This window comes from Sinimarinibacterium thermocellulolyticum (assembly GCF_040327995.1).
GTDB classification, from domain to species: Bacteria; Pseudomonadota; Gammaproteobacteria; order Nevskiales; family Nevskiaceae; genus Solimonas; species Solimonas thermocellulolyticum.
The window spans coordinates 102,322-117,309 of sequence record NZ_JBEPIJ010000008.1 but is presented as its reverse complement, the minus strand read 5'-3'; the positions used below and the strand labels follow the sequence as shown (position 1 = coordinate 117,309).

Here is a 14,988-nt window from a genome sequence, read left to right as displayed (position 1 = left end):
ATAAGGCGGCCGAGACGAAGCTGACACGGAGTCGCGCGCATGACCGGCAAGATCGAGTCCTATGGCCCGCAAGCCGCGGCGACGCCGCCGCGGGTGGGCGCGGCCGTGCCGTCGGCGCAGGCCGGCAAGCAGGGCACGATAGGCGCCGTCACACCCGCCGACTCGGTGCGCCTGACCGACACGGCACGGATGCTGGCCGAGCTGCGCGAGCACATCGCGGCAGCGCCGACGATCGACGGCAAGCGCGTCGCCGAAACACGGCTGGCGCTGGCCGAGGGCCGGTACTCGGTCGACCCGCAGCGCATCGCCGACAAGCTGCTGCGCTTTGAATGGGCACTGCAGCGATCATGACCTTCGAGCAACACGCCACCGCCCCGGCGCCAAGCGCTCTTTGCGCGCGTATCGAGGCGCTGATCGCCGGCACCGAGGCGCTGGCCACGCTACTGGCGCGGGAACGCGAAGCACTCCTCGGCAACGACGTCGCCGCGCTGGAGACCCTCACCCGCGACAAACACGCGCACGCGGTCGAAATCGAACGCCTGAGTCGTGACATCGAGCAGCAGCGTGTGGCCGCTGGCCTCGACGGCCTGCACGCGCTGCTCGCGGCCTCCGGCGTCGAGCCCCAAGCCGGGCGCCGCCTGGCCGAGCTCGCCGCGCACTGTCTCGCGGCCAACCGCGACAACGCCGCCTTGCTCGCCGCGCGCCAGCAGCAGATCCGCAGTGCGCTGCAGCTCCTGCGTCCAGGCGCGCTCACGGCCTACGGACGCGGCGGCGCCCAGAGCCTGAGTTTCGGCAGCCGCTCCTTCGGCGCAGCGTGAACGCGAACCCAGCCACCACAGCGAACAAGGAGGCCGCGACCCGCGAACCGGCGCCGCTGCTGCTGCACGGACGTGAACGCATCCTCGCCGTACTGCACCGCCTGCGGGTGACTCGCGAGCCGCTGAGCCTGCGGCGTCATGGCGGCTTCGGTGCCCATGCGAGCATCGTGCTCGCGGTGAACCCGGCGACCGGGCTCGACCTCGACGCGCCGCAACCCGCGCTCGCGGTGAGCAGCGGCGATGTGCTCTCGGTACGCGGCCGCGTCGACGGTGGCGACCTGCGCTTCACCTGCCCGGTTCTGGGTGCCGCCGCCGTCGGCGGCCATCCTGCGCTGCGCGTCGAACTGCCGACCGAGATCGCCTTGTTCGAGCGCCGCGCAGCCCACCGCGTGCGCCTGCTGCCGAACACCACCGTCACTGCATCGATGGGGGACGAGGCGCACGCGCTGCGGCTCACCGACCTGTCGCATCTGGGGGCCGGCGCGCACACGCGCCGCGACGCGGCCATCGAGTCGGGCGACCTGCTGCAGCTTCGCCTGCATCTGCCCGATACCGAAGTCGACACTGCCGCCGAGGTGCGCAGCACCCGCCCCGCTGCCGGCCGCCTGCACCTGGGTCTGCGCTTCGCCGGGCTGCACCGCGAGGCGCGGCAGCGCCTGGCGCAGGCCCTCCACCGCATCGAGCGCCAACTGATCCGTCGCGCGCGCGGTCTGATCTGACCTACCATCGTCGGCATGAATGCCGACATGCTGCAGATCGAGGCCCGGCTTGCCGACATCACCCAGCTCGACGTCGATGCGATCGTCAATGCCGCCAACGAGAGCCTGCTCGGCGGCGGCGGCGTCGACGGCGCGATCCATCGCGCCGCCGGACCCGACTTGCTCGACGCCTGTCGCCGCATCGGTGGCTGTCCGACCGGCGAGGCGCGGATCACGCCGGGCTTTCGCTTACCGGCACGCTGGGTGATCCACACCGTCGGCCCGGTCTGGCGCGGCGGCGGGCACGGCGAGCCGGCGCTGCTGGCGCGCTGCTACCGCAACACGCTGGCACTGGCCGAAGCGAACGGGCTGCAGAGCCTCGCCTTCCCCGCGATCTCCTGCGGCGTCTACGGCTACCCCATCGACGCGGCCTGTGCGATCGCCGTGCGCGAGCTGCGTGCGCACATTCCCGGCACGCTGCGCCGCGTGATCCTCGCCTGCTTCAACGACGAGGTGCTCGAGGCCTATCGGCGCGTGCTGTAGTACCGACGACACGATGCAGAACCGCGCCCGTACCGCGCGCAGACGGCGCGCGCATCGTCATGCATCCCCGCCGCTGCGATAATGCCGCATGTCCATTTTCCCCCTGTTCGTGAGCTGCCCGCGCGGCATCGAGGCCCTGCTCGCGAGCGAGCTGACGTCGCTCGGACTGCAGGCGGTGCAGGCGCAGCGCGGTGGGGCATCGGCGCAGGCCACGCTCGAAACCGCCTACCGCGCCTGCCTATGGTCGCGGCTGGCGAGCCGCGTGCTGATGCCGCTGCGGCGCTTCGAGGCCACCGATGCCGAGACGCTGTACGCCGCGGCCCGCGCCATCGCCTGGCCCGAGCTGTTCGCGGCCACGTCGAGCTTCGCCGTGGATGTCGCCGGCCGCTCGGATGGCATCGGCCACACCCACTACGCCGGCCTCAAGGTCAAGGACGCCATCGCCGACCACTTCCGCGATAGCGGACGGCCGCGGCCGAACGTCGACACCGAGCGGCCCGACATCCGCATCCACCTGCACCTCGAACGCGAGCACGCGACGCTGAGCCTGGATCTGGCCGGCGACAGCCTGCACCGGCGCGGCTATCGCCGCGACGGCGTCGAGGCGCCGCTGAAAGAGAATCTGGCCGCGGCGATCCTGCTGAAATCCGGATGGCCTGAGCTCGCATCGCGGCAGGCGCCGCTGTTCGATCCGATGTGCGGTTCCGGCACACTGCTGATCGAAGGCGCGTGGATCGCCGCCGACATCGCCCCGGGTCTGCTGCGCAAACGCTGGGGCTTCGAGCACTGGCTCGACCATGAGCCGCTGCTGTGGAATCGGCTGCGCGACGAGGCCCTGACCCGGCGCCGCGCCGGCCTCGCCACCGCGCGGCCGCCGGTCGCGGGCTGCGACATCGACCCACGCGCGGTCAGCGCCGCGCGCGACAACGCCGCGCGCGCCGGCGTCGGCGACTGGGTCGAGGTCACGCCCGGCGATGCACTCGCATCGACCCCGCCGGTGAAGGTGTCGGGTCTAATCGTCTGCAACCCGCCCTATGGCGAACGCCTCGGCGCCGAGGCCGAGCTGGTCAAGCTCTACTCGCTGCTCGGCGTGCACCTCAAGCAGCGCTTCGGCGGCTGGCGCGCCGCGATCTTCACCGCGCGGTCCGACCTCGGCCAACGGCTCGGCCTGTCGGCCGATCGCATCGATGCGTTCTGGAACGGCGCGATCGCCTGCAAGCTGCTGCAGTTCGACATCCGTGCCGCCGCAGCCAGCGCCGTCGGCAGCACCGGCGCCGACTTCGCCAACCGGTTGCGCAAGAACCTCAAGCACCTGAACAAATGGGCGCGGCGCGCGGGAGTGACGAACTACCGCGTCTACGACGCCGACCTGCCGGACTACGCGCTCGCCATCGACTTGTACGCGACGCCGGAGCTGCACGCCCACGTGCAGGAATACGCCGCGCCCAAGACCATCGACCCGGCGCGCGCCCAGGCGCGGCTGCGCGAAGGGCTCGCGCACCTGCAACAGGTGCTCGAACTGCCGGCGGCACGCATCCATTACAAGCTGCGCCAGCCGCAAAAGGGCGAGGCGCAGTACACGCGCCAGAACCAGACCGACGCCTTCCACACCGTCGTCGAGCACGGCTGCAAGCTGCAGGTGAACTTCGACGACTACCTCGACACCGGCCTGTTCCTCGATCACCGGCCGCTGCGTCTGCGCCTGCAGCGCGAAGCGCGCGGCCAGCGCCTGCTCAACCTGTTCTGCTACACCGGCGCGGCCAGCGTCCACGCCGCCGTCGGCGGCGCGCGGCAGACCCTGTCGATCGATCTGTCGAACACCTATCTCGAATGGGCGCAGCGCAACCTGGAACAGAACGGCATCCGTGCGCGGCTGTACGCGCATGCGCCAGCGGCCGACGAGCCACTCGCGCCGCATGCCCTCGTGCGCTGCGATGTGCGCCGCTGGCTCGCCGAGCAGAACGGGCGCACGCAGCGTGCGCAGTTCGACCTGATCTTCTGCGATCCGCCGACGTTCTCGAACTCCAAGAAGATGGACGGCACCCTCGACATCCAGCGCGACCACACCGAGTTACTGCAACATTGCCTGGGCCTGCTCGCGGCGGCCGGCAAGCTGTACTTCTCGACCAACCGCCGCGGCTTCAAGCTCGACCCCGCGCTCGCTGAGATCGCCCACATCGACGACATCACCGCGCAGACGCTCGACGAGGACTTCAAGCGTCCGCCGCCCGCGCATCGCTGCTGGGTGCTGCGTCACCGCTAGGATCAGCGCATGAACACCAATACCCCCGGCTTCGCCCGCCGCGGTCTGCCGCGCCCGCACCCGCTTTCGCCCCGAGCGACGCCCGGCCGCCGGAAAGCCTTCGGCGTCGAGATCCTCACCGCTGAACCGTAAGGCAAGTGGCCATGCTCAAGCGTGCCATCCACGGCGTGTACGCGCTCTGCGCGGCGATCGTCTTCGTCGCGGTGACCTTGCTCGTCTGTCTGATCGTCATTGCCGGTCCGACGCTTGCGATCCGCCGCGAGCTCGGGCGCCTGGGTGTGCGCGTGATGCTCGCCAGCATCGGCGTACCGCTGATCGTGCGCGGCCGCGAGCATCTGCCGGCGGGGCGCTGTATCGTCGTCGCCAATCACGCCAGCTATCTCGACGGCCTGGTGTTGACCGCGGCACTGCCGCGGCGCTTCAGCTTCGTCGTCCAGGACGGTGCGGCGCGCTGGCCCATCGTCGGCCTGACGCTCAGACGCATGGGCGTGATCTTCGTCAACCGCGCCTCGGCGCAGCAGAGCGCGCAGCTCACGCGCCAGCTCATGCGCCGCCTGTACGCCGACGAGCCGATCGCGATCTTCCCCGAGGGCACGTTCAAGCCCGAACCCGGCCTGCTGCGATTCAAGGACGGCGCCTTCGTCATCGCCGCACGCACGGCGGCGCCGGTGGTGCCGGCCGGCATCCGCGGCACGCGCCGCCTCTACGGCGGCGGACGGCACCTGCCGCGCTGGAGCGTGGTGCGCATCGAGTTCGCCGCCGCGCTCAGCGCGCAAGGCAGCGGACGCGAGGCGGCGCTGGCCCTGCGCGATCGAGTCCGCGCTCGCGTGCTCGCCTTGTGCGGCGAGGTCGATCGCGCCGGCACGGACGCGCCGAGCTGATTCCGGTATCCTGCGCCGCCGTCGTCACCGCAGGCTCCCGCGCAATCCATGGCGCTCTTTTCCACGCGCTCCCATCAGTGGACCAATTGGTCAGGCACCGTGCGCTGCGAACCGGCGTATTGCGCACATCCGGTGACCATCGAGCAGATCCAGGCGGAAGTCCTGCGCGCCTTCGAGGACGGCGAACGCCTGCGCGTGGTCGGCAGCGGCCACTCGTTCTCGCCGCTGTGTTGGACCGACGACAACCACCTGTCGCTCGATCGTTTCACCGGCATCGAGTCGGTGGACCTGGAGCGGCGCCGCGTCTGGGCGCGCGCCGGCACGCGGCTGCGGCGACTCACCGAGGCGCTGGCGCGCCACGGTCTCGCGCTCGAGAACGCGCCCGATTACGACGAGCAGACCATTGGCGGTGCGATCGCCACCGGCACGCATGGGACCGGCGCCGCCTTCGGCAACCTCTCCTCACTGGTCACCGGACTGCGTCTGGTCTGCGCCGACGGCACCGTGCGCAGCGCCTCGCTGCAGAGCGACGAAGACCTTTTGCGCGCCGGTGCGGTGTCGCTCGGCGCGCTCGGCGTGATCACCCATGTGGAACTGCAATGCGTCGACGACTACCGGCTCGTCGTCAGCAGCGCCGCCGCCAGTCTCGGCGAGACCCTCGAGCGCCTCACCGAGCTGCGCCGCGCTCACCGCAACAGCGAGTTCTTCTGGTTTCCGTACACCGATTCGGTGGTGCTGCGCTGCGCCGACGTCACTCGCGAGCGGCCGACGCGGCTGTCGGTGCTACAACGCACACTGCGGCAGGGCGTCGACAAGGCGGTGTTCGCCGGTATGTCGCAGGCGGCACGGCGTGCACCGCGCATCGCCGAGCGCTGCGGCAGCCTGGCCTCGCGCCTGGTCGCCGGCCGTCGCGACGTGCTCGATGCGCGCAGCGCCTACACACTGCGCCGGCGCAACCGCTTCCAGCAGCTCGAGTTCGCGCTACCGGTGGACGCGCTCGGCACGGTGCTGCGCTCGCTCGACCGCTTGTTCAAGGCGCTGGACGCGCGCGTGCATTTCCCCATCGAGGTGCGCTTCGTCGGACCCGACCGCAACTGGCTGTCGCCACACTTCGAGCGCGACAGCGCCTGCATCACCGTGCCGGCCTACGCGGACACCGGCTTTGGCGATTACTTCGCGCCGATCGCCGAGCTGATGCAACGCTACGACGCTCGTCCGCACTGGGGCATGGTGCACGACTCGACCGCGCCTCAGTTGCAGCGCCTGTACCCGCGCTTCGACGACTTTCGCGCACTGCGCCGGCAGCTCGATCCGCGCGGTCTGTTCCTCAATCCGCATCTCGCCGCCGTGCTCGGCGAGCCCTTGCGCTGAACGCCGGCATGATCGCTTCGCCGCGCGAACGCTACGCGCAGGCGCTGGGACGCGCCGGCTTCGTCAGCGACCCGGCGCAGGCGCGCGCGATCGATGCGCTGCAGCGCATCCACGACGAGCTGCGCGCGCATCCGCCGCGGCGCCTGTTCGGCATCGGTCCGCGGCGCTGGACCGCCGTGCGCGGGCTGTACATGTGGGGCGGCGTCGGTCGCGGCAAGACCTGGCTGATGGACGCCTTCAGCGAGACGCTCGGCGACACCCCGCGGCTGCGCACGCACTTCCATCGCTTCATGCTCGACGTACACGAACGCCGCCGCCGTTACCCGGACGAGCAGGATCCGCTGCGCCTGGTCGCCGCCGAGTACGCCACCGAGCTGCGCGTGCTGTGCTTCGACGAGTTCTTCGTGTCCGACATCGCCGATGCGATGATCCTAGGCCGGCTGTTCGAGAACCTGTTCGCGCGCGGCGTGACCCTGGTCGCGACCTCCAACATCCCGCCCGAGCGGCTCTACGAGAACGGCCTGCAACGCGCCAACTTCCTGCCGTTCATCGACGTGCTGCAGCGGCACGTCGCCGTGCTCAACGTCGACGGCGGCACCGACTACCGGCTACGCGCGCTGACCCGCGCCGCGATCTACCACCATCCGAGCGACGCCCAAGCCGAGCGCAACCTCGCCGAATGGTTCGCCGACATCGCGCCCGAGCCCGGCCGCGCCAACGAGGTCTTGAACATCCACGGCCGTGTGATCCAGAGTCGCCGCCTCGCCGATGGCGTCGCCTGGTTCGACTTCGCCAATCTGTGCGAAGGCCCGCGCAGCGCCGCCGACTACATCGAGATCGCGCGCACCCACCACACCGTGTTGCTGTCACGCGTACCGCAGCTCACCGCGCTGCACGAGGACGCCGCGCGGCGCTTCATCAACCTGGTCGACGAGTTCTACGATCGCGGCGTCAAGCTGATCATCGCCGCCGAGGTGCCGCAAACGGAACTCTACGTCGGCGAAAAATCGCGTTTCGAGTTCCAGAGGACGCAATCGCGCCTGACCGAGATGCAGTCCGAGGAATACCTCGCCAGACCGCACCTGCCGTAGGCGCCTGAGGCCGCCGACGCTACGTCAAGCCGCCGCCCTGCGGACGGCGCAGCGTCGAGAGACCTTGTTCGCGCGTGATGCGGCCGACGTAGCCGAGTTCGCGGCGCGCCTTGTCGTCGCGCACGGTCACCGGCTCGCCGATCAGGCGCACGGCCATGCGCGTGGCTGGCGGCGCGGATTTGAGCCTGAGCAGTTCCCAGAGCTTCTCGCCGACCGTCGCCAGCGCCAAGGCGACGCCGTGCGGCACGCAGCGCTCGCCGGCGTCCACGCCGCGGGTGCGCAGCATCGCGGTGAAGAAGCCGCGGAGTTCGACCGGCTCGCCGTCGGTGACGAAGTAGGCCTCGCCACAGCGACCCTTCTCGGCGGCGAGCAGCAGGGCCTCGCACAGGTTGTCGACGTGGCAGGTCGAGGTCGGATAGCGGCCGCCGTCGACCCACATGAAACGACCGGCGTTGACGGCGTGTTCGAGCTTGCTCAGCACCGAGCTGTCGTCATTGCCCCAGATCAGGCGCGGACGCACGATCACCGTGCGCAGACCGTCGCCGTCGGCAGCGCGTACGAGGCGTTCGGCCTCGGCCTTGGTCGCCGGATAGCGCGGCAACGGATGCGCCGGCAGCGGACGGGTTTCGTCGGCGTCGATGATCGGCGTGCCATCGGCGAGCACCGCCTCGGTGCTGACGTGGACCAGCACCGGCACGCCGGCGGCGCGCGCGGCCTCGATCACGTGGCGCGTGCCGTCGACATTGATACGCTGGAACGCGGCCTTGTCACCCCATTCGTCGACCAGCGCGGCGCAGTGGAACACCGCCGCGCAGTCACGCATGCCGGTGTGCATGGCATCGACGGCGTGCAGGTCGCCATGCACCGGCTCGGCGCCGAGCCCTTGCACCAGCGCCGCCGACGAGGCGCTGCGTACCAGCGCGCGCACGCGATCGCCGCGTGCGAGCAGATGCCGGATCAGATTGCGGCCGACGTAGCCGGAGCCGCCGGTGACGAAGACCGTCGCCATCACAGTGCGCGCAGCTTGCGCAGTTCACGCACGCCGACGGCGAGGGTCATGAAGTCCTGCACGCCGGTCGCTTGCAGCTCCTGCAGACGGCGCATGCCGAACTGCACGGCGTCGCCGTGCGTGCGCATCCAATGCTCGAAACGCGCCGCCGCATCGTCTCCCGGATGGGCGAGCACACGCGCGGCCAGTTGCCGGTGCAGGCGGTAGGTGTCCTCGCGCAGGTTCGAGCGTGCCAGCGCCTGCCATTTGCCGCGCACCGAAAAGCCGATGATGGAGGACAGCAGCCAGAGGATGCGCAGTCTGTCACCGATCTCGAAGTAGACCCGCGCCGCCTCGATGCGCGAGACGCCGGCCTGCTCGGCGAGTTCGATGATGTCCGGTGCGCTGCCGAGCACCATGGTCGTCGCCAATTGCTCGGCCAGTGCTTGCGGCACGCGATCCGCAGCCATCGCCGCTGCGGCCTTGTCCCAGTCGGCGCGGTAGCTGCCTGGCAGGATCTCGGGAATCGCCGCGGTGATCTCGTCGATGCCGTCGCGGAACTTGGCCACCGCTTCGCCGATCGGCCGCCCGCTCCAGCGGTAGTTGAGTAGCCAGGTGGTGACGTGCTTCATCAGGCCGATCGCACGACCGAACAGGCGCAACTGCGTGTCCGCCGGGATCTTGAGGTCCAGCGCCTGGATCGGCAGCCAGTAACGGTCGCCGCGGTAGATCTCGTGCGCCATCGCATAGGCCTTGACCACTTGCGCGCGGGCGATGCCGTGGTCCTCGGCGAAGCGATGCACGAAGGCAAAGCCCATGCGGTTGACCACCGCGTTGGAGAGAATCGTGGCGATGATCTCGCGGCGCAGGCGGTGCCGGAGCAGGACGTCGCGATGACGCGCGACCAAGGGCCCGGGAAAGTAATCCAGCAGATCGCGGTCGAAGAACGGGTCGTCCGGCACCTCGGACGCGGTGATCGCCGCGAACAAAGAGAGCTTCGAGTACGACAGCAGCACCGCCAGCTCCGGCCGCGTCAGCCCACGCCCGGCGGCGCGCCGCTCCTTGAGTTCCTCGTCGTCCGGCAGATACTCGACCGCGCGCGACAGCAGGCCATCGCGTTCGAGCAGACGCATGAGGTTGGCATGCTCGTCGAGGCGTGCGGCGGCATCGCGTTCGAGCAGTGACAGGGCGAGGCTCTGCACGTAGTTGTCGCGCAGCACGGCCTGGGCGAGATCCTCGGTCATGGCGGCGAGCAGAGGATCGCGCACCTCGCGCGTCAGATCGCCCTCGCGCATCAACTGATTGAGCGGGATCTTGATGTTGACCTCGCGGTCCGAGCTGTGCACCCCGCCGGCGTTGTCGATGAAATCGGTGTTCAGGCGCACACCAGCGAGCGCCGCCTCGACGCGGCCGAGCTGAGTGAGACCGAGATTGCCGCCCTCGCCGACGACGCGGCAGCGCAGCTCACGTCCGTTGATGCGGATCGCGTCATTGGCGCGGTCGCCGCAATCCTGGTGCGATTCGGTGTGGCTCTTGACGTAAGTGCCGATGCCGCCGTTCCATAGCAGATCGACCGGCGCCTTGAGGATCGCCTTGATCAGTTGCTGCGGCGTCAGGCTGGCCTGCTCGATGCCGAGCGCGCGCCGCGCCTCGTCCGACAGCTTGATCAGCTTGGCGCTGCGCGGCCATACACCACCGCCGGGCGAGATCAGCGTCTGGTCGTAGTCCGCCCAGCTCGAGCGCGGCAGCTTGAATAGGCGCTCGCGCTCGGCGAAGGAGCTCGCCGGGTCGGGATCGGGGTCGATGAAGATGTGGCGGTGATCGAAGGCGGCGATCAGCCGGATCTGCCGCGACAGCAGCATGCCGTTACCGAAGACATCGCCGGACATATCGCCGATGCCGACCACCGTGAACGGCTGATGCTGGATGTCGATACCGATCGCATCGCCGTCGCCGCGCGGGATTTCGCGGAAATGGCGCTTGACGCTCTCCCAGGCGCCGCGCGCGGTGATGCCCATCTTCTTGTGGTCGTAACCGGCCGAGCCGCCCGAGGCGAAGGCATCGCCGAGCCAGAAGCCGTACTCCTGCGCCAGGCCATTGGCGATGTCCGAGAACGTCGCCGTGCCCTTGTCCGCCGCGACCACCAAATACGGATCGTCCTCGTCGTAGCGCACGACCGCCTCGGGCGTGACGACCTCGTCGCCGACGCGGTTGTCGGTGATGTCGAGCAGGCCGCGCAGGAAGGTCTGGTAGCACTCGATGCCCTGCTTGAGCCAGGCCTCGCGATCGGACGGATCGCCCTGCTTGACGACGAAGCCGCCCTTGGCGCCGACCGGCACGATAATCGCGTTCTTGACCATCTGCGCCTTCATCAGGCCGAGCACCTCGGTGCGAAAGTCCTGACGCCGGTCGCTCCAGCGCAGGCCGCCGCGCGCGACCTTGCCGCCGCGCAGGTGGATGCCCTCGACCCAGGGCGCGTAGACGAAGATCTCGAACATCGGCAGCGGCGCCGGCAGTTCCGGGACCTGGCGCGGATCGAGCTTGATGCTGACGTAGGGCTTGGGCGCACCCTCGGGGGTACGCTGGAAGTAGTTGGTCCGCAGCGTCGCGCGCACCACGGCCGCGTAGGCGCGCAGCACGCGGTCGCCGTCGAGCGTGGCGACCTCGTCGAGGCGCTGATCGAGTTCCTGCATCACGCGCCGCTCGGCGGCGCTGCGTACCTCGGCGCGCGCGAGCTGCGGATCGAAGCGCGTCTCGAACCACTGCACCAGCAGGCGTGCGATCGGCGCGTGCTCGGCGAGCAGGCGCTCCATGTAGTCCTGGCTGTACGGCAGGCCGGTCTGGATCAGGTACTTGGTCAGCGTGCGCAGGCACACGACCTGGCGCGCATCGAGCCCGGCGAGCAGCACCAGACGGTTGAGGCCATCGTTCTCGGCGACGCCGTTCCAGGTGTCGAGGAACGCCGACTCGAAGTAGCTGCGCTGCTCGGTGGGCGTGAGCGCGCAGTCGCCGGCGGCTTGCACCTTGAACTCCTGGATCCAGCAGGTCTCGCGGCCGTGCGCGCGCACCTCGGTCGGGTCCTGCCAGATCACGCGCAGGCCGAAGTTCTCCAGCGCCGGCAGCACGTCGGACAGCGGCAGCGGCCGCTTCCAGCAATACAGCTTGAGCGCCGTCGGGCAGACCTTGCCGGTCGCGGTCGTATCGATCAGCAGGCGCGGCAGCATCGGCCGCTCGGCGCCGAGCTGTATCAGGTGCTGCAAATCGGCCGCCGCCTCGATCGGCGCCACGGCTTCCTGATACGACAACGGAAAACCGTCGATGAACGCCAGCGCGTCGGCGCCGGCGCGGCCGTGCCGCTGCAACACCTCGCGCAACTGGTCGCGCCACGAGCGCGTGGCCGCCAGCAGACGCGCCTCGACCTCGGCGCCGGACAGCGGGATCGTCGTGCCCGGCGGCGTGCGCACGATGTAGTGGATGCGCGCGAGGCCATGGCGCAGGAACTCGGTGTTGCGGTCGATACCGGTGGCATTGCAGATCGCGGTCAGCTCGGCGGCGATGCGGTCGCGCAGCTCGCGCGAGTAGCGGTCGCGCGGCAGATAGACCATGCACGAGTAGAAGCGCCCGTAACGGTCGCGGCGCATGAACAGGCGCAACTGGTGACGATCGCGCAGCGCACGGATACCGGTGCAGACCCTGTAGAGCTCGTCCTCGCTGGACTGGAACAGCTCGTCGCGCGGCAACTGTTGCAGGATCTCGCGCAGGTTCTTTTCCGAGTGCGAGCCTTCGCGCAGGCGCGAACGCTGCATCACGTACTCGACCTTGCGCCGGATCAGCGGGATGTTGCTGGGCCGCTCGGTGTAGGCCACCGACGAGAACAGGCCGATCAGCCGGCAGATGCCGCGCACGCTGCCGTCGGCGTTGAAGCGGCGCACCGAGACCACGTCGATGTACTCGGGATGGTGCACGGTCGAGCGGTGATTGGCCTTGGTGACCACGATCAGCCGAGTCGACTCGCTGTACTTGTCGAGCTCCTCGGGCGGCGCGATGAGCTGGTCCGGATCGGCAAAGCGCGCGCCGCTGCGCGCGAGGCCCAGCGAGGTTTCCGGCTTGAGCACGAAGCGGCTGCGCCCGAGCGCGTGCACGATCTCGGTCTCGGCGACGCCGAGGAAGGTGAAATGCCGATCGTCGAGCCACTGCAGGAAGGCGCGCGCCTCGGCCGCCTCGGCCGCATCCACACCGGGCGGCGGCGCTTCGAGCGCCTGCACCAGTTCGGCGACGCGCGCGCGCATCGCCGGAAAATCCGACACCACCACGCGCAGATCGTCGATCACCCGGCGCAGCTCCGCTTCCAGCGCCGCGTATGCGGCCTCGTCGTGCAGGGCCTCGAACTCCAGATGGATCAGCGACTCGACCTCGCGCGCCTCATCCGTGGCCGCGCGCACCTGCGTCAGCCGCCCCTCGGCGTCACGGCGCACGGCCAGCACCGGATGGACGGTCCAGTCGATCGAACTGCCGGCGGCGCGCACGGCCATGTACAGCGAGTCGACCAGAAACGGCATGTCTTCGACGACGGTGTCGACCTGCGCGAGCGCATACGTGGCCTGGGGCTCCGGCGGCGTCACTCGCAGGCGGAGTTCGCCGGCGCGGCGTTCGCGCGCAAGCATCCAGTGCGCGCGGCAGACGCGCACCAGCTCCTCGGGCGTGCGCAGCCGCAGCGCATCGAGCGAGGCCGACTCGTAGTAATGGCGTAAGAAGCGGCGGAACTGGGCGCGCTCACCGGCCTCGACGCCACTTTCGGCCAGCGCATCGAGCCGCGCCAGCAGAAGCTCGTGCTCCTGCATCAGATCAGACCGCATCGCCCTCTCCTCTCGCCTGGCGGCGACCCAAGGTGCATCTGGACTGCGTGTCCACTTGCTTTTGCGGCCAGTATACGTGCCATGAAGGACGGCGCTCACGGGGAAAACCCGCACCGTGCAGGCTAAGATGCGGGCGCGATGAACGCCGCGCCGCTCGCCCTCTTGATCCTGTTTCTGCTCGCCTGCGCGCTGTGGTGGCGAGAACGCCGTCTCGCGCGTCGCCTGCTGCGCGAGCGCAGCAGCGCCCGCGCCGAACTCGAAGCCAGCTTCGCCGAACGCGAGGCGTTGGCGCGCGAGCGCCTCGCCGCCGAAGAGCGCGAGCGCATCCTTGCCGATCTTCACGACGACATCGGCGCGCGCCTTTTGAACCTGATCCACGCCAGCCCCTCGGCGGTGCAGGCCGACATCGCGCGCACGATACTCCAGGACCTGCGCGACGTCGTCTCGCGTTCGTGCGGCGCACCGGGCACCCTGCACGAAGTGCTGCAGGATATCCGCGGCGAAGCCGAGCAGCGTCTTTTGCTCGTCGGCGGCCGCCTGGACTGGCAGCAGGCCGAGGACCTGCCGGACCCGCCACTCGCCCAGGGTCAGGCCTTGCATCTTTTCCGCATCGTGCGCGAAGCGCTGAGCAATGCTCTGCACCACGGCGCGGCGAACCATGTCCGCATCCGCGTCGTCTGCAGCGTTGATCAGCTGGTGTTCGAGATCACCGATGACGGCGCCGGTAGCGCCGGCGAACCGGAGGGTCGCGGCAGCGACAACATGCGCCGGCGCGCCGCGGAACTGCGCGGCACCATCGCCTGGAACACCGACACGCTGGGCGGCACCCAGGTGCTGCTGCGCTTTCCGCTGCCGGGCACCCGGGCATGACGCCGCGCACCGCCTGGGTCGTCGATGACCAGCCACGGACGCGTCAGTGGCTGGACGCGGCCCTGCGCCTGGCTTTCGGCACGATACGGGTCGACCATGCTGGCAGCCTCGCGGCCGCGCGGCGCCTGTGCGTCGACCAGGCTTGGCCGGATCTGGCGCTGATCGACCTGCGACTGCCGGATGGTAGCGGTGTCGAGCTGATCGAGGCGCTGTTTCGCGCGCGAGCAGACGCACACATTTTCGTGCCGACGATCTTCGACGACGATGCGTACCTGTTTCGCGCGATCCACGCCGGTGCCGACGGCCACCTGCTCAAGGACCGCTCAGTCGAAGCACTCGCCGAAACGCTGCGTGCGCAGCTCGCCGGCGCACCGCCGCCGCTGTCACCGTCGCTGGCACGGCGCATCCTGCGCGAACTCGACGCCATCGGAGCAGCGCCGGCGGAGCCGGTTCGCGGCTACCTGCAAGAGATTGCTCGCGGTGCCGCGGGGCGCGAGGCCGGGGCAGCGCGCGGCGTCGATGCCGATGCGCTACGCGCCGCCCTGCAACCGCTGCGCGCCGCACCATGACCTCGGCCCCAAGCCCACAAGGGCCGCGCGGCTCACGAGC

At 69.8% G+C, this 14,988-nt stretch carries 13 protein-coding genes; 11 read left to right on the top strand and 2 right to left on the bottom strand.

Annotated elements, in window-relative coordinates; genetic code table 11:
• Nucleotides 1–39: 39 nt before the first annotated feature.
• The 9 genes from flgM to zapE all read left to right on the top strand — a co-directional run bounded on the left by flgM (nt 40) and on the right by zapE (nt 7,665).
• Complete coding sequence (flgM, locus tag ABSH63_RS08885; RefSeq protein WP_352889101.1) at nt 40–351, top strand: flagellar biosynthesis anti-sigma factor FlgM; 312 nt, start codon at nt 40–42, stop codon at nt 349–351.
• Nucleotides 330–818, top strand: coding sequence for a flagella synthesis protein FlgN (locus ABSH63_RS08880; protein WP_352889099.1), 489 nt, complete (start codon nt 330–332; stop codon nt 816–818). The genes flgM and ABSH63_RS08880 overlap by 22 nt, the downstream gene beginning before the upstream one ends.
• The gene (locus ABSH63_RS08875) at nt 815–1,537 is read left to right on the top strand and encodes a flagellar brake protein (RefSeq protein ID WP_352889097.1); all 723 of its coding nucleotides are present in this window, start codon (nt 815–817) and stop codon (nt 1,535–1,537) included. The genes ABSH63_RS08880 and ABSH63_RS08875 overlap by 4 nt, the downstream gene beginning before the upstream one ends.
• 15 nt (nt 1,538–1,552) lie before the next feature.
• Nucleotides 1,553–2,059 carry an O-acetyl-ADP-ribose deacetylase gene (locus tag ABSH63_RS08870; protein ID WP_352889095.1) on the top strand — a complete coding sequence of 169 codons (507 nt, stop codon included), beginning with the start codon at nt 1,553–1,555 and terminating at the stop codon, nt 2,057–2,059.
• An 88-nt stretch (nt 2,060–2,147) separates the two neighbouring features.
• Nucleotides 2,148–4,322: a bifunctional 23S rRNA (guanine(2069)-N(7))-methyltransferase RlmK/23S rRNA (guanine(2445)-N(2))-methyltransferase RlmL gene (gene rlmKL / locus ABSH63_RS08865; protein WP_352889091.1), complete on the top strand. Its 2,175-nt coding sequence runs from the start codon at nt 2,148–2,150 to the stop codon at nt 4,320–4,322.
• Nucleotides 4,323–4,331: 9 nt separating this feature from the next.
• Entirely contained in the window at nt 4,332–4,454 is a 123-nt protein-coding gene (locus tag ABSH63_RS08860) for a hypothetical protein (RefSeq protein WP_352889089.1), read from the top strand.
• A gap of 11 nt (nt 4,455–4,465) precedes the next feature.
• Nucleotides 4,466–5,203, top strand: coding sequence for a lysophospholipid acyltransferase family protein (locus ABSH63_RS08855; RefSeq protein WP_352889087.1), 738 nt, complete (start codon nt 4,466–4,468; stop codon nt 5,201–5,203).
• A 48-nt stretch (nt 5,204–5,251) separates the two neighbouring features.
• On the top strand, nt 5,252–6,574 hold the full coding sequence (locus ABSH63_RS08850) for a D-arabinono-1,4-lactone oxidase (protein WP_352889085.1): 1,323 nt from the start codon (nt 5,252–5,254) through the stop codon (nt 6,572–6,574).
• 8 nt (nt 6,575–6,582) lie between these two features.
• A complete protein-coding gene (gene zapE, locus ABSH63_RS08845) occupies nt 6,583–7,665 on the top strand; it encodes a cell division protein ZapE (RefSeq protein WP_352889084.1) in 1,083 nt (360 codons plus the stop codon).
• A 19-nt stretch (nt 7,666–7,684) separates the two neighbouring features.
• On the opposite strand, the gene ABSH63_RS08840 is transcribed toward zapE, so the two are convergent.
• Together ABSH63_RS08840 and ABSH63_RS08835 are read right to left on the bottom strand one after the other, a co-directional pair.
• Nucleotides 7,685–8,674 carry an NAD-dependent epimerase/dehydratase family protein gene (locus ABSH63_RS08840; RefSeq protein ID WP_352889082.1) on the bottom strand — a complete coding sequence of 330 codons (990 nt, stop codon included), beginning with the start codon at nt 8,672–8,674 and terminating at the stop codon, nt 7,685–7,687.
• Nucleotides 8,674–13,509 carry an NAD-glutamate dehydrogenase gene (locus tag ABSH63_RS08835; protein ID WP_352889080.1) on the bottom strand — a complete coding sequence of 1,612 codons (4,836 nt, stop codon included), beginning with the start codon at nt 13,507–13,509 and terminating at the stop codon, nt 8,674–8,676. The genes ABSH63_RS08840 and ABSH63_RS08835 overlap by 1 nt, the downstream gene beginning before the upstream one ends.
• Before the next feature lie 138 nt (nt 13,510–13,647).
• Here ABSH63_RS08835 and ABSH63_RS08830 point away from each other — a divergent pair, with 138 nt between their 5' ends.
• Together ABSH63_RS08830 and ABSH63_RS08825 are read left to right on the top strand one after the other, a co-directional pair.
• On the top strand, nt 13,648–14,379 hold the full coding sequence (locus tag ABSH63_RS08830) for a sensor histidine kinase (RefSeq protein ID WP_352889079.1): 732 nt from the start codon (nt 13,648–13,650) through the stop codon (nt 14,377–14,379).
• On the top strand, nt 14,376–14,948 hold the full coding sequence (locus ABSH63_RS08825; protein WP_352889077.1) for a response regulator: 573 nt from the start codon (nt 14,376–14,378) through the stop codon (nt 14,946–14,948). The genes ABSH63_RS08830 and ABSH63_RS08825 overlap by 4 nt, the downstream gene beginning before the upstream one ends.
• Nucleotides 14,949–14,988 lie beyond the last annotated feature (40 nt).